Below are 12803 nucleotides of genomic sequence, written 5' to 3'. Positions count from 1 at the left end.
TTGGTTACAGGCTCTGCAGCTGTGACGGTTGGTGGCACGTCTGGTCCTTCCAAAAGTCTTTCAACCCCGCACGGACAGCGTCGACGTCGTCCGGGGTTCCCATGAGTTCGAAGCGATACAGGTACGGCACCACGCATTTGCGCGAGACCACGTTGCCCGCGTAGGCAAACTCCGCACCGAAGTTGTTGTTGCCCGCGGCGATGACGCCGCGGATCAACGATCGATTGTGTTCATTGTTCAGAAACGCGATGACCTGCTTGGGTACATAGCCGCCGTTGTTGAGGTCGGGGGTGGCACGGCCGCCGCCGTAGGTGGGAAGGATCAGAACGTAGGGCTCGTTCACCTCGATGCGGCCGTGCAGCGGGATCCGGGTGACTCGGTCTTCGGGCCACTGCAACTTCTGGACGAAGCGGTGGGTGTTCTCCGAGACACTGGAGAAGTAGACGAGATGACTCATCGTGTTCTCCGTCCTCCCCCGTAGTGATTGCCTTCCGTTACGCGGTGGCCGCGACCGTGCTGAGTGCCTTGATCCGATCCGGCCGGAAGCCGGACCAGTGCTCGTTGCCGGCTACCACAACCGGGGCCTGCAGGTAACCGAGCGCCATGACGTAGTCACGGGCCTCGCTGTCGAGGGTGATGTCGACCTTCTCGAACGCGACGCCCTGCTTTTCCAACGCCTTGTAGGTGGCGTTGCACTGCACGCATGCGGGCTTGGTGTACACGGTGACGGTCATCTTCGGTACGGCTCCTCTTGCGGAAAGTGAACAAACTAGACAGGTGACTGGCAACTGATCGGGTCTTACGTTTCGCTTAAGTTCAGCGACCTTCGGGCCGCCAAAATTCCTGCCGGTCGAAGCCGCCCTCCGGCTGGTCTTGAAACCGACTCAGCCGGATTCGCTGCGCTCCGGCCGGCTCCCGAACTGTGGTGGCCTGTCGGTCTCACAGACACTACACCTAGTGGCCGACAGTTCGAAGTCATACAACATGTTCTGAATAACATTTCTGAAATTCCCAGGTCGTAAGCTTGCCAGCAACCACGTCCACGGCGTGTCGCGCTCGACTTGACAGACCGTGTCGCGCCGCACCACTAGATGTAGCACCAGCCACCGACAAAGTGGCCTGGCACACACCGGGGCGCCCCCCAATAGCAAAGCCGCCGGCCGGGTCGGAGTGACCCAGCCGGCGGCAAGATTTTGCCGGAAAGCGGCGTGAACGGCAAAACGCGAAGACGAACCCTCAGCCGACCTCAACTGTGAGCTTGCCCACAATGTCGCGCAGCGCCTCGGCGACCTCCGCGTTCTCCCTCGGATGCTTGCCATCGAGCGCCTTGGCCGGCACCGAGAGCTTGAGATCCTCGACCACGCGCGGTCCGGCGATGCCGAAGGACTTGCGGGTCTCGTCGTGCGCCCACACGCCGCCGTACTGCCCGAGCGCGGCACCCACCACGGCGAGCGGCTTGTCCTTGAGCGCACCGTTGCCGAACGGCCGGGACAGCCAGTCGATCGCGTTCTTCAACACACCCGGGATGCTGCCGTTGTATTCGGGCGTGACGACCAGCGCGGCGTCGGCCTCGGCGGCCGCCACCCGGAGCGCGACCACGGGCTCGGTCACATCCGCGGTGTCAATGTCCTCGTTGTAGAACGGCAACTCCCCCAGCCGGTCGAAGATTCGCAATTCCACGCCGTCGGGCGCCTGCTCCACCGCCAACTCGGCGAGCTGCCGGTTGATCGACGCCGCACGCAGACTTCCTACCAACACCAGGACCTTGACATCGGCCATGTTCACCACTCCTTGTTCGTCTGACCCGATTCTTGCAACGATCAACCGGACTGTGGTCCGATTAATTCCACCTGAGTTAAAGTGCAGTTGTGGCAGCCTCCGACCGCCCGACCCAGCTCGCGGGCATCGACCAGGTGCCACAGGAACGCGGCGATGCCGCTCGAAACCGCGCCCTTATTCTCGATGCCGCGCGCCGGCTCATCGCCGAACGCGGGCCCGACGCGGTCAGTACCGACGATATCGCGGTCGAGGCAGGCGTCGGAAAAGGAACGGTGTTCCGAAGGTTCGGTAGCCGTGCGGGGCTGATGATGGTGCTGCTCGACGAGGACGAGACCGCCGAACAGAACGCCTTCATGTTCGGCCCACCCCCACTGGGGCCCGGCGCGCCCCCGCTGGAGCGGCTGCTGGCCTACGGCGCGGATCGGCTCCGGTTCGTGCACTGCCACCAAGCCCTACTGTCCGACGCCATCCGCGATCCCGCCCTGCGCTACGCCGGCCCATTCACCCTGCACCGCACCCACGTCCGGATGCTGCTCGAAACCGCGGGCACCACAGGTGATCTCGATGCCCAAACCGACGCCCTGATCGCGCTGTTGAACCCCGACTACCTGGCCCACCAGCTCTCCCTCGGCCGCAGCCTCGACGAGCTCACAGCGGCGTGGCAGGACACCGCCCGCAAGTTGTGTGGCCACTAGCACCATGACCGCTTGGGTGCTGCACGTCGACCTGGACCAGTTCCTGGCGTCGGTGGAGCTGCGCCGTCGCCCTGAACTCGAGGGCCTGCCCGTCATCGTCGGCGGCAGCGGTGATCCGACCGAACCCCGCAAGGTGGTCACCTGTGCGTCGTATCAGGCGCGTGAGTTCGGTGTGCACGCCGGAATGCCGTTGCGCACCGCGGCACGCAAATGCCCCGACGCCACCTTCCTACCGTCGGACCCTGACGCTTACGACGCGGCGTCCGAGCAGGTGATGGGTCTGCTGCGCGATCTCGGCCACCCGCTGGAGGTCTGGGGTTGGGACGAGGCCTATCTGGGGGCCGACGTGAGCGATCCGGTCGAGCTGGCCGAGCGCATCCGCACCGTGATCGCCGCCGAAACCGGGCTGTCCTGCTCGGTCGGCATCAGCGACAACAAACAGCGCGCCAAGGTGGCGACCGGGCTGGCCAAACCCGCGGGCGTCTACGTGCTCACCGAAGCCAACTGGATGTCGGTGATGGGTGACCGTCCGCCCGATGCGCTGTGGGGCGTCGGCCCCAAGACCACCAAAAAGCTTGCCACGCTGGGCATCACCACGGTTGCCGATCTGGCCGCCACCGATGCCACCATCCTCACCTCGGCGTTCGGGCCCAGTACGGGGCTATGGATCCTGTTGCTGGCCAAAGGCGGTGGCGATACCGAGGTGAGCTCCGAACCCTGGATTCCGCGATCACGCAGTCACGTCATCACCTTCGCCGCCGACCTCACCGAACGCAGCGAGATGGACGACGCGATCCGCGAGCTGACCCGGCGGACCCTCGACGAGGTGGTCGAGCAGGGCCGCATTGTCACCAGAGTGGCGGTCACGGTCCGCACCGCGACGTTCTACACGCGCACGAAGATCCGCAAGCTGAGTTCGCCCGGCACGGACGCCGGCGTCATCACCGAGACCGCGTTGGCGGTGTTTGGTCAGTTCGAGCTGGACCGACCGATCCGGCTGCTGGGCGTACGGCTGGAACTGTCCATGGATGACGGCAAATCCGAGCGTCCCATCGGCCCGGTTGTCACCGCCGACCAATAACCTCGACCCCATGTTGCAGACCATCGCGATTCGGGGCTACCGCTCATTGCGGGAGGTGATCCTGCCGCTGGCCGAACTCACGGTGGTCACCGGCGCCAACGGCGCCGGCAAGTCATCGATCTACCGCGCGCTGCGGCTGCTGGCGGACTGCGGGCGGGGCCAGGTAATCGGCTCACTGGCCCGGGAGGGGGGCCTGCAGTCAGTCCTGTGGGCGGGACCCGAACAGCCGAACGAACAGACCCAGGGCACCACCCGGACCCGCCCGGTGTCGCTCGAACTCGGCTTCGCCGCAGACGATTTCGGGTATCTGGTGGACCTGGGCCTGCCGCAGATGGCTGGATCGGGAGGCGAGCCGTCGGCATTCGCCCAGGATCCCGAGATCAAACGCGAAGTGGTGTTCGCCGGACCGGTACTGCGCCCGGCCTCGACGCTGGTGAGCCGCACCCGCGAATACGCCGAGGTGGCCGCGCAATCAGGCCGGGGGTTCGATGAGCTGACGCGCTCTCTGCCTTCCTACCGCAGCGTGCTCGCCGAATACGCACACCCGGACGCGCTGCCGGAACTGTCGGCCGTCTCGGACCGGCTGCGCGACTGGCGGTTCTACGACGGATTCCGGGTCGACGCGGGAGCGCCGGCTCGCCGGCCCCACGTCGGTACCCGCACCCCGGTGCTCTCCGACGACGGCTCAGATCTGGCCGCGGCAGTTCAGACGATCGTCGAAACGACCTTCGACGATCTGGCCCGCGCGGTGGCCGATGCGTTCGACGGGGCCACCATCTCGGTCGCGGTCAACGACGGGCTGTTCGATCTGCAGCTGCGTCAACGCGGCATGCTCCGCCCGTTGCGCGCCGCCGAATTATCTGACGGCACACTGCGCTTCCTGTTGTGGGCCACGGCGCTGGCCAGCCCCCGGCCACCATCTCTCATGGTGCTCAACGAGCCCGAGACATCCTTGCACCCCGATCTGGTCCGACCACTGGCCTCCCTCATCAAGACCGCCGCGAAACAGTCCCAGGTGGTCGTGGTGACGCACTCACGTGCACTGTTGGATTTCCTGGAAACCACGCCCGCAGCCGACGAGCAGCCGAGCACGGCGATCGAGGTGGAGCTCTACAAGCAATGGGGTGAAACGAAGGTGGAAGGGTTCGGCATGCTCAACACGCCCTCCTGGCATTGGGGAAAACGCTAGGGCTGCACGGATTTCGGCCGCAACGCCCGGCTGAACAGCACGTTGACCTGTCGCATCGCCACGCTGTAGGGCCACCACGCGGTGCGTTTGAACGCGTACAAGGCACGGATGTCCACCGAGGTGTAGATCAGGAAGCGGTTGCGTGCCACCCCGGCCAGGATCTTGTCGGCGGCCTTCTCCGCGGAGATCGCGTGGCCGGCGAACCGGTCCACCCACTTCTGCACATTCGGGTCCTCCCGATCCACACCGGCGATCTGAACCGTCTGCACCAGACCGGTTTTCACCGCACCTGGCACCACTACCGACACCCCGATGCGGTGCCGCGCCAGGTCGAAACGCAGCACTTCACTCAACCCGCGCAACCCGTACTTGCTGGCGCTGTAGGCACTGTGCCACGGCAACGCGACGATGCCGGCCGCCGAGGACACATTCACCAGGTGCCCACCGCGGCGGGCCTGCACCATCGGCGGCAGGAACGTCTCGATCACGTGGATCGGGCCCATCAGGTTGACGTCGATCATCGAGCGCCAATGTTGATGGGTGAGTTGGTCGACGGTCCCCCAGGCCGACACTCCGGCGATGTTCATCACCACGTCCATCGCCGAATGCGCCGCATGGATGTCGGCACCGAAGGCCGCCACCTGGTCGTAGTCGGAGATGTCCAGCGCCCGGTGTGCGGGCACCTGGGCGCCCAGCGCCCTGGCATCGGCAACGGTCTGGGCCAGCCCGACTTCGTCCCGGTCGGTCAGGTACAACTCAGCGCCCCGAGCTGCCAGGGCCAGCGCGGTGGCCCGGCCGATGCCGCTGGCGGCGCCTGTGATCAAACACCTCTTGCCACGAAAGTCGGCTCGGCCGTTACCCGCGGTATCACTCCCCATAGCGGTGACCTTACCTGTGACGCTAACCCGCTTGGCCACCCCACAGTGCGTTGAGCCACAGTCGCTCGACCACGTCGACCGCGCGGGCCGGGTCGGCGCCCCGCCCGACAAAGGCCGAGTCGTGCGACAGCGTCATCGCCGTCGTCGCCACCAGGGTGCGTACCAGCGCCGGGAGGTCGTCCGAGATCGGGCGGGCACCCGCATCCTGTTCGACGAGGCCGACGATCTGACCGATCACGGCGTCCTCGTAGTCGTTCATCAACTCCCGGATCTGGGCGTCGGTGTTCTGAGCGACGGTGCAGGCAGACATGATCGGGTCGTTGGTGGCGAACACGGTTGCCGCACTGCCTACCATCCGCTTGGCGAAAGCGGCAGGTGTTTCACCGGTATCCCGGGGCGCGTAGTTGTGCGTCAACGCGGCGAGTTGTTCCATCGCGTCGGACACGATCACGGCCAGCACCGCGTACTTCGAATCGAAGTAGAAGTAGAAGCCCGATCGGGCCACCCCGGCGCGTTCGCTGATGGTGCTCACCGACAAATCGGCGAACGACTGTTCCTCGAGCAGGTCCCGCACGGCCGCCACGATGGCCTCGCGTTGCCGGTCGCCCCGGCTGCGACGGGCCTGCGGACGCCCGGTGGAGCCACTACCGCTCCCCGGTATCGATTCGGCGGTCATGGCACTAGACCTTTGCACCGCGACGCGCCAGTTCAAAACTTGACATGCGTCAAGTCTGGCAGCCAGGATGGCCTCAAGTGGTGACATCGACCACACTTCGTCAGGCTTCAAATGATCAGGAGCGGCCCATGGCAACCATCAGCACCCCGCATTACCTGCTCGATCAGGCCAAGCGCCGGTTCACCCCGACGCCCAACACATTGCCGGGCATGGGCGCGCTGGAGAAGAGGCTGAAGGCCAAGGACTGGGACCAGTTCGTGTTCGCAGAACCGCCGGCCGGCAGTGGCCTCAAGCCGATCCTCGGTGACTCCGGTTTGCCGATCATCGGCCACATGATCGAGATCTTCCGCGGGGGTCCCGACTTCGTCCTGGAGCAGTACCGCAAGTACGGACCGCTCTACTACGCCCAGTCCCCCGCGCTGTCATCGGTGATGGCGCTGGGTCCCGACGCCACCCAGGCGGTCTTCTCCAACCGCAACAAGGACTTCTCGCAGCGGGCCTGGGATCCGGTGATCGGTCCCTTCTTCGAGGGCGGCCTGATGCTGCTCGACTTCGACGAGCACATGTTCCACCGCCGGATCATGCAGGAGGCGTTCACCCGCACGAGACTGAGCGGCTACATCCCCCACATCGACTCGGTGGCCTCGACCGTGCTGGCCGATGACTGGGTGGCCAACGACCCGCGGTTCCTATTCCACCCGGCAATCAAAGAGCTCACGCTCGATATCGCCTCCGAGGTGTTCATGGGCGTTGCCGCCGGCACCGACCGCGCCCTGGTCACCACGGTGAACAACGCGTTCACCACCACCACCCGGGCCGGCAATGCAATCGTTCGGACGGCAGTGCCGCCGCTGAAGTGGTGGCGCGGGATCCAGGCGCGCAAAACCCTCGAGGAGTACTTCGCCAGCCGCATCGGCGAGAAGCGGCGGTCGGAGAGCACCGACATGTTCAGCGTGCTGTGTCACTCCGCCGACGAGGACGGACAGACCTTCACCGACGACCAGATCATCAGCCACATGATCTTCGTGATGATGGCCGCGCACGACACGTCCACCTCGACGATGACGACGATGGCCTATCACCTGGCGGCCAATCCGGAATGGCAGGAACGCCTGCGCGACGACTCCGCGCGTATCGGCGACGGACCGCTGGACTTCGAGTCACTGGAGAAGCTGGAAACCTACGACCTGGTGATCAACGAGTCACTGCGGATGATGACGCCGCTGCCGTTCAACTTCCGCGAGGCAGTGCGCGACACCGAACTGCTGGGCTACTTCATCCCGGCCGGGACGAGCGTGGTGACCTGGCCGTCGATCAACCACCGGTTGCCCGAGCTATGGACCGACCCGGACAAGTTCGACCCGGACCGCTTCGCTGAGCCGCGCAGCGAGCACAAGCGGCACCGCTACGCGTTCGCCCCGTTCGGCGGTGGCGCGCACAAGTGCATCGGCATGGTGTTCGGCCAGTTGGAGATCAAGACCGTGATGCACCGGCTGCTGCGGCGTTACAAGCTGGAACTCGCCAGCCCGGATTACCGGCCGCACTACGACTACGGGGGCATGCCGGTACCGATCGACGGTATGCCGATCGTGCTGCGCCCGCTGCACTGAGGCATTCGATGACCGATTGGCCGGTTATTGCACGGAGTACGAATCACCGTGCGATAACCGGCCATTCGTCGTCTTTGGCGTCTACCGTCGCGACATGACCGCCGACGCCCCCAGGGAGGCCTCCACCCCTCGGGCCACCGACCGCCCCGGCGACGCTTCGCCGTTCGCTCTCGGATTGCTGCTGAGGCGCGCCCATTGGCATGCGGCAGAGGTCATGTCGGAGGCGCTTCATCCGCTCGGAATCGAGTTGCGCCATTTCGCGATCCTCCTCGAGCTCGTCAATCACGGCCCGACCGAACAACGGGACCTGGTGGAGGCAACGGGCTCCGACAAGTCCGCCATCATGCGCGTCATCGACGACCTGGAACACAAAGGCCTCGCGGTGCGTAAGCCGGTTCCCGGTGACCGTCGGGTGCGGGCAGTTGAGATCACCCCCAAGGGCCTCGAACTTTTCGATGAAGCGCACGCTGCCGCGCGGCCACTTGCCGAGCGACTGGTGTCGACGTTGCGCCCCGGCGAGGCCGATCACTTGAAGGAGATCCTCACCCGGTTCAGCCCCCAGCCGGAGTCTTGAGGCCCTGCTCGACCCGGGAATAATCTCGCCTGCGATTGTCTTGAATAAGATAGTCGCAAACGTGACAATAGTAGTCCCGGGAGGCACCCGATGATGGACGTCTATGACGCGGTCACCAGCCGACGGGCGGTGCGCGGATTCACTGATCAACCCGTCTCGACAGAAGTGCTGCAGCGCGTGCTCACGGCCGCCGCATGGTCGCCGTCCGGCTCGAACATCCAGCCGTGGACCATCTATGTGGTCACCGGAGCGCCGCTGGCCGAACTCAAGAAGCGGGCCACCGAACGCGTCGCGACCGGCATGCCGTGGGACGAGCGGGAGTACGAGATGTACCCGGCCGACATGAAGTCGCCGTACCGCGACCGCCGTGCCACCTTCGGCAAGGAGCGTTACAGCGCCCTCGGCATCGGCCGCGACGACTGGGAAGCCCGCCAACGCGCCGCGATCGCCAACTGGGACTGTTTCGGCGCACCCGCGGCGCTGTTCTGCTACATCGACCGCAACCTGGGCCCGGCCCAGTGGGCCGACGCCGGGATGTACCTGCAGACCGTGATGCTGCTGCTGCGCGCCGAAGGCCTGCACAGTTGCCCTCAGATGGCGTGGTCCCAGGTCCGCAGCACGGTCGCCGACGTGCTGTCACCGCCGCCCGAACTCACCTTGTTCTGTGGCATGTCGATCGGCTGCGAAGACCCGGCTGTCAGCTACATCCGCACCGGCCGCGCGCCGTTGAGCGAAACCGTCACATTCGTCGACGGGTAGCCGCTCACGCCGCGGTCATCAGCCGGTTGGCACAGGCGATCACGGCGTACAGCGCCGACTGCTCCGGATCATCGGCGAGCCCCATGGCCCACTCGCTGTGCAGGCCGTCGCAGCCTTCGATGAAAGTCGCGGTCCGACCGCCGGTGGGCAGCTGGTGAAACGACATGGTCTCGACCGTGATCCCCCGCGCGTAGAGCATCTCGGTGAGTGCGGCGATGGGCCCGCTCGCGGCCGCGGTCAAGGTACTGATGGTGTCGCCCAGGGCCAACGTGGCCTGGTAGTGGCGAGCCTGCGGCCCCAGCCTGCTGGCTGAACGCTCCGTATCGGTGCAGGTCCACTGGCCCAGTTTCAACACTCCCGGGCCGGCCGCGTATTCGTCCAGGAACTGGTCCCAGGAGGCGGTCCGGCCGGCTTCGCGCAGGCCACGCGGCAGCGGGTCGGCGAAATGGGCCGCGAACGACGACTGCGGAGTCGTTTCAGGAGAGGTGTGCATGTGCCGGTCTTCTCTGGTTAGAGGAAGTGACCGACGGAAGTAGCGAACGACCCACAGCGAGGGGTCGGTCTGATCAGACCCCGCTGCGGGTTGCTACTACAAGTCGCCTTGGCACGTTGGCGATGCTAGACGCAGCCCGGCCGGTCACGCAAACACCTTGAGTACGTAGTGTCGGCGGAGTGGGGACGGCATGAGCGTCGGTGAGGTCGTCCTGCTCGTCCTGGCCGGTATCGGCGGCGGACTCACCGGCAGTATCGCCGGACTGGCCTCGGTGGCCACCTATCCCGCACTGCTGCTCATCGGCTTGCCTCCGGTCACCGCCAACGTGACCAACACCGTGGCGTTGGTGTTCAACGGCGTCGGTTCGGTGCTGGGGTCGCGGCCCGAGCTCGCCGGGCAGGGGGCGTGGATCAAACGGATCATCCCGGTCGCGGTGGCCGGTGGGGCACTCGGCGCGGCCCTACTGCTGTGCACACCGGCCGAGGGCTTCGAGAAGGTCGTCCCCTTCCTGTTGGCGTTCGCATCGGTGGCGATTCTGCTGCCGCGTGGCCGCCAGCGGGAGTCGCGGGTGGCCGATCACCGTGAGCATCGGATCAAGGTGGCCATGGAGGCCGGGGCGATCTTCCTGATCACCATCTATGGCGGCTACTTCGGTGCCGCGGCCGGGGTGCTGCTGCTGGCGCTGCTGCTGCGGACCGGCGGCGCGACGCTCGCGCATGCCAACGCCGCCAAGAACGTGATCCTCGGTGTAGCCAATTCGGTTGCCGCGGTGGCGTTCATCGTGGTTGCCCCGGTGTACTGGCCGGCCGTCATCCCGTTGGGCGCCGGGTGCCTGATCGGCTCACGCCTGGGCCCGGTGATCGTGCGGCACGCACCCGCTGCTCCGCTGCGATTCCTGATCGGCGCGGCGGGTGTGGCCCTTGCCGTCAAGCTCGCGCTCGACACGTACTGATTTCCCCCGCGGCTCCCCCCGCGCGGATTACTCGGGACTACTCGAACGGGTTGTCCCCCTTGGCGACCCGAGTCCCCAGAGCGAGGAGGTTCTCCGCCGAGGCGTGAAGTTGCTCGCCGGCGTCGCGGCTGGCCCGCCCGGCCAGGTACCGCGACCAGGTGCCCTCGATGACGATGCCGAGTTTGAAACAGGCCAGCGCCACATACCAATCCAGCCGGTCGGTCTGGCGACCCCCGGCGGCGCGGTAGGACGCTATGAGTTCACTGCGGTGGGCCAGACCGCCGAGGGCGGCCAGCGCCGACCCCGCGTTGATCGGATTGGGATCGTCGGGCCAGCACACCAGCATCCACCCGAGGTCGAGCAGTGGATCGCCGATCGTGCACATCTCCCAATCGATGAACGCGGCCAGCTCGGGGGTGTCCCGGCGCAACAGGACGTTGTTGAGGTGTGCGTCGCCGTGCATGATGCCGGGTTCGGCGTCCGGTGGGCGGTTGTCCTCCAGCCACTGCGCCAACTCCCCCACGCCCGTCAACGATTCGGGTGAATACTGCTCATGCCGGTAGCTGTCGAGGAGCCCCAGGAATTGCGGAACCTGCCGGGCCAGAAAGGATCCCGGCCGGCGGATCGCGGCGAGTTCGCTGTTCTCCCAGGCGACGTTGCCCAGTTCGGCGAGGCTGCCGGCATACGACAATCCGACGCGGTAACGCAGGTCGGCATCGGCCTCATACGCCGGACTCACCTCGGTACCGGGGTTGAATCCGTCGACCTCCTCCATCAGGTAGAACACGACGCCGATGACGTCGAGGTCGGTGCAGGCGGCGATGAATCCTGGATGCGGCACGGCTGAACCGGCCAGCGTGCGCAGCACCGCGATCTCCCGCAGCATGGTCTTGTCACTGGTCGGACGGGGGTGTAAAGGCGGCCGCCGCAACACCATTCGACGACCGTCGACGCTCATGCCCACCACGATGTTCTGGGTCCCGCCGGTCAGCGGTGCCACGTCGGTCAGGGTCGTTCCGATCCGCTGATCCTGCAACCACCGCTGAATGGCGTCCTGATCGGTGGCACTGAGTGACGGCAATTCCTGAACATCGTCGGGCATGCAGTCATGGTGCCAGCTGCCCCCGGTCGCCCAGGGTGGTTCGGCCGATCAGCGTACGTCTGCCACTGTCAGCAGGTATTCCCACGGCATCGTGGAATCGGTGAGGAACCGGTCGCCGAGCGCGGCGATCTCGGCGTCCAGTGCCGCGACCCGATCGGTGTCTGCGGCGATGGCCCGGTAGGCCGAGATGGTCGGGCCGTAGTTGGCCTTGAAGTGGTCGCGGAACGCGGTGCCGTCGGTGAACGCGGTGACCTCCAGTTGCCGCCGCTCACAGGTCAACTCGCCGACCCGGTCCCCCAACAGGGTGCGCACATAGTCCTCGTCTCCCCACCGCGGCGGCGGGGACACCCCCGGTGGCGGCGCCGGCACGTACGGCTTCATGGTGGCGAACAGCTGCCCGATGAAACCTTCAGGCGTCCAGGCGATGAGACCGATCCGCCCACCCGGACGGGTCACGCGCAGGAGTTCGTCAGCGGCCCGCTGGTGGTGCGGGGCGAACATCACCCCGATGCAGGACAACACAATGTCGAAGGAGTGGTCGCCGTAGGGCAATGCCTCGGCGTTGGCCTCTCCCCAGTCGATCGCCACTCCGGCTTCCGCTCCGAGTTGACGTCCCTGTTCGACCAGTTCCGGGCACAGGTCGCTGGCGGTCACCCGCGCACCGGTCGCGGCAGCGGGGATGGCGGCGTTGCCGGTGCCGGCAGCCACGTCCAACACGTGGTCACCGGGCCCGACGCCGCTGGCTGCGACCAGCACGGGGCCCAGCGGGCGCACGATGTTCGCGGCGATCGCCGCGTAGTCTCCGAGCGCCCACAGCGCCCGGTGTTTGGCCTCAAGCTCACTGTCGGCGGTCGTGACGTTCATGGCCGGGCTCCCATCGTCCATTTCTCCGGTCGGTTCCATCGTCATCCCGCGAGGTGCGGCCATTCCAGTACCAGATCTGTAGTGGGCCAGGTTCTGGATCTGTACTGGCTTCCGGGCCACGACAGCGGTGTACTTAAGGCACTGCGCACTC

At 66.1% G+C, this 12803-nt stretch carries 15 protein-coding genes; 7 read left to right on the top strand and 8 right to left on the bottom strand.

The features are described 5' to 3' along the window. Positions 1–4: 4 nt before the first annotated feature. The 3 genes from nrdI to EYZ64_RS11155 form a co-directional block, all read right to left on the bottom strand. Positions 5–457, bottom strand: coding sequence for a class Ib ribonucleoside-diphosphate reductase assembly flavoprotein NrdI (gene nrdI / locus EYZ64_RS11165; protein WP_135453497.1), 453 nt, complete (start codon positions 455–457; stop codon positions 5–7). Between the two features lie 37 nt (positions 458–494). Then, positions 495–734 carry a redoxin NrdH gene (locus EYZ64_RS11160; protein ID WP_135453496.1) on the bottom strand — a complete coding sequence of 80 codons (240 nt, stop codon included), beginning with the start codon at positions 732–734 and terminating at the stop codon, positions 495–497. Positions 735–1236: 502 nt separating this feature from the next. Continuing rightward, positions 1237–1779: an NADPH-dependent FMN reductase gene (locus EYZ64_RS11155; protein ID WP_135453495.1), complete on the bottom strand. Its 543-nt coding sequence runs from the start codon at positions 1777–1779 to the stop codon at positions 1237–1239. A gap of 89 nt (positions 1780–1868) precedes the next feature. On the opposite strand from EYZ64_RS11155, the gene EYZ64_RS11150 reads away from it, so the two are divergent. Genes EYZ64_RS11150 through EYZ64_RS11140 form a run of 3 tightly spaced genes read left to right on the top strand, consistent with a single transcriptional unit; the run spans position 1869 to position 4744 of the window. Continuing rightward, entirely contained in the window at positions 1869–2474 is a 606-nt protein-coding gene (locus tag EYZ64_RS11150; protein ID WP_135453494.1) for a TetR/AcrR family transcriptional regulator, read from the top strand. 4 nt (positions 2475–2478) lie between these two features. Further along, complete coding sequence (locus EYZ64_RS11145) at positions 2479–3555, top strand: DNA polymerase IV (protein WP_135453493.1); 1077 nt, start codon at positions 2479–2481, stop codon at positions 3553–3555. A gap of 10 nt (positions 3556–3565) precedes the next feature. After that, on the top strand, positions 3566–4744 hold the full coding sequence (locus EYZ64_RS11140; RefSeq protein ID WP_135453492.1) for an AAA family ATPase: 1179 nt from the start codon (positions 3566–3568) through the stop codon (positions 4742–4744). Here the strand turns inward: EYZ64_RS11140 and EYZ64_RS11135 are convergent. Together EYZ64_RS11135 and EYZ64_RS11130 are read right to left on the bottom strand one after the other, a co-directional pair. Next, the gene (locus EYZ64_RS11135; protein ID WP_135453491.1) at positions 4741–5622 is read right to left on the bottom strand and encodes an SDR family oxidoreductase; all 882 of its coding nucleotides are present in this window, start codon (positions 5620–5622) and stop codon (positions 4741–4743) included. The genes EYZ64_RS11140 and EYZ64_RS11135 overlap by 4 nt on opposite strands. 22 nt (positions 5623–5644) lie before the next feature. Next, positions 5645–6298, bottom strand: coding sequence for a TetR/AcrR family transcriptional regulator (locus EYZ64_RS11130; RefSeq protein ID WP_135453490.1), 654 nt, complete (start codon positions 6296–6298; stop codon positions 5645–5647). Positions 6299–6426: 128 nt separating this feature from the next. Here EYZ64_RS11130 and EYZ64_RS11125 point away from each other — a divergent pair, with 128 nt between their 5' ends. The 3 genes from EYZ64_RS11125 to EYZ64_RS11115 all read left to right on the top strand — a co-directional run bounded on the left by EYZ64_RS11125 (position 6427) and on the right by EYZ64_RS11115 (position 9241). Then, positions 6427–7908 (top strand): cytochrome P450, encoded by a 1482-nt coding sequence (locus EYZ64_RS11125; protein ID WP_135453489.1) that lies wholly within the window; start codon positions 6427–6429, stop codon positions 7906–7908. Positions 7909–8002: 94 nt separating this feature from the next. Continuing rightward, positions 8003–8482 carry a MarR family winged helix-turn-helix transcriptional regulator gene (locus EYZ64_RS11120; protein WP_135453488.1) on the top strand — a complete coding sequence of 160 codons (480 nt, stop codon included), beginning with the start codon at positions 8003–8005 and terminating at the stop codon, positions 8480–8482. 93 nt (positions 8483–8575) lie between these two features. Further along, positions 8576–9241, top strand: coding sequence for a nitroreductase (locus EYZ64_RS11115; RefSeq protein ID WP_167858098.1), 666 nt, complete (start codon positions 8576–8578; stop codon positions 9239–9241). A gap of 4 nt (positions 9242–9245) precedes the next feature. Here EYZ64_RS11115 and EYZ64_RS11110 read toward each other — a convergent pair whose 3' ends face one another. Beyond that, positions 9246–9734: a 2-isopropylmalate synthase gene (locus EYZ64_RS11110; RefSeq protein ID WP_135453486.1), complete on the bottom strand. Its 489-nt coding sequence runs from the start codon at positions 9732–9734 to the stop codon at positions 9246–9248. A gap of 190 nt (positions 9735–9924) precedes the next feature. Between EYZ64_RS11110 and EYZ64_RS11105 the strand changes: the two genes are divergently transcribed. Further along, entirely contained in the window at positions 9925–10686 is a 762-nt protein-coding gene (locus tag EYZ64_RS11105; protein WP_135453485.1) for a sulfite exporter TauE/SafE family protein, read from the top strand. Positions 10687–10723: 37 nt separating this feature from the next. Here EYZ64_RS11105 and EYZ64_RS11100 read toward each other — a convergent pair whose 3' ends face one another. Both EYZ64_RS11100 and EYZ64_RS11095 read right to left on the bottom strand, forming a co-directional pair. Further along, a complete protein-coding gene (locus tag EYZ64_RS11100) occupies positions 10724–11788 on the bottom strand; it encodes a phosphotransferase family protein (RefSeq protein ID WP_135453484.1) in 1065 nt (354 codons plus the stop codon). A 48-nt stretch (positions 11789–11836) separates the two neighbouring features. Next, the gene (locus tag EYZ64_RS11095; RefSeq protein ID WP_135453483.1) at positions 11837–12652 is read right to left on the bottom strand and encodes a class I SAM-dependent methyltransferase; all 816 of its coding nucleotides are present in this window, start codon (positions 12650–12652) and stop codon (positions 11837–11839) included. Positions 12653–12803: the final 151 nt, after the last annotated feature.

Origin of the sequence: Mycobacterium sp. DL99, from assembly GCF_004762045.1 — a bacterium.
In the GTDB taxonomy this organism is placed as follows: Bacteria; Actinomycetota; Actinomycetes; order Mycobacteriales; family Mycobacteriaceae; genus Mycobacterium.
Note: the sequence above shows the minus strand (reverse complement) of the source record. Positions and strands in the feature narration are given on the sequence as shown.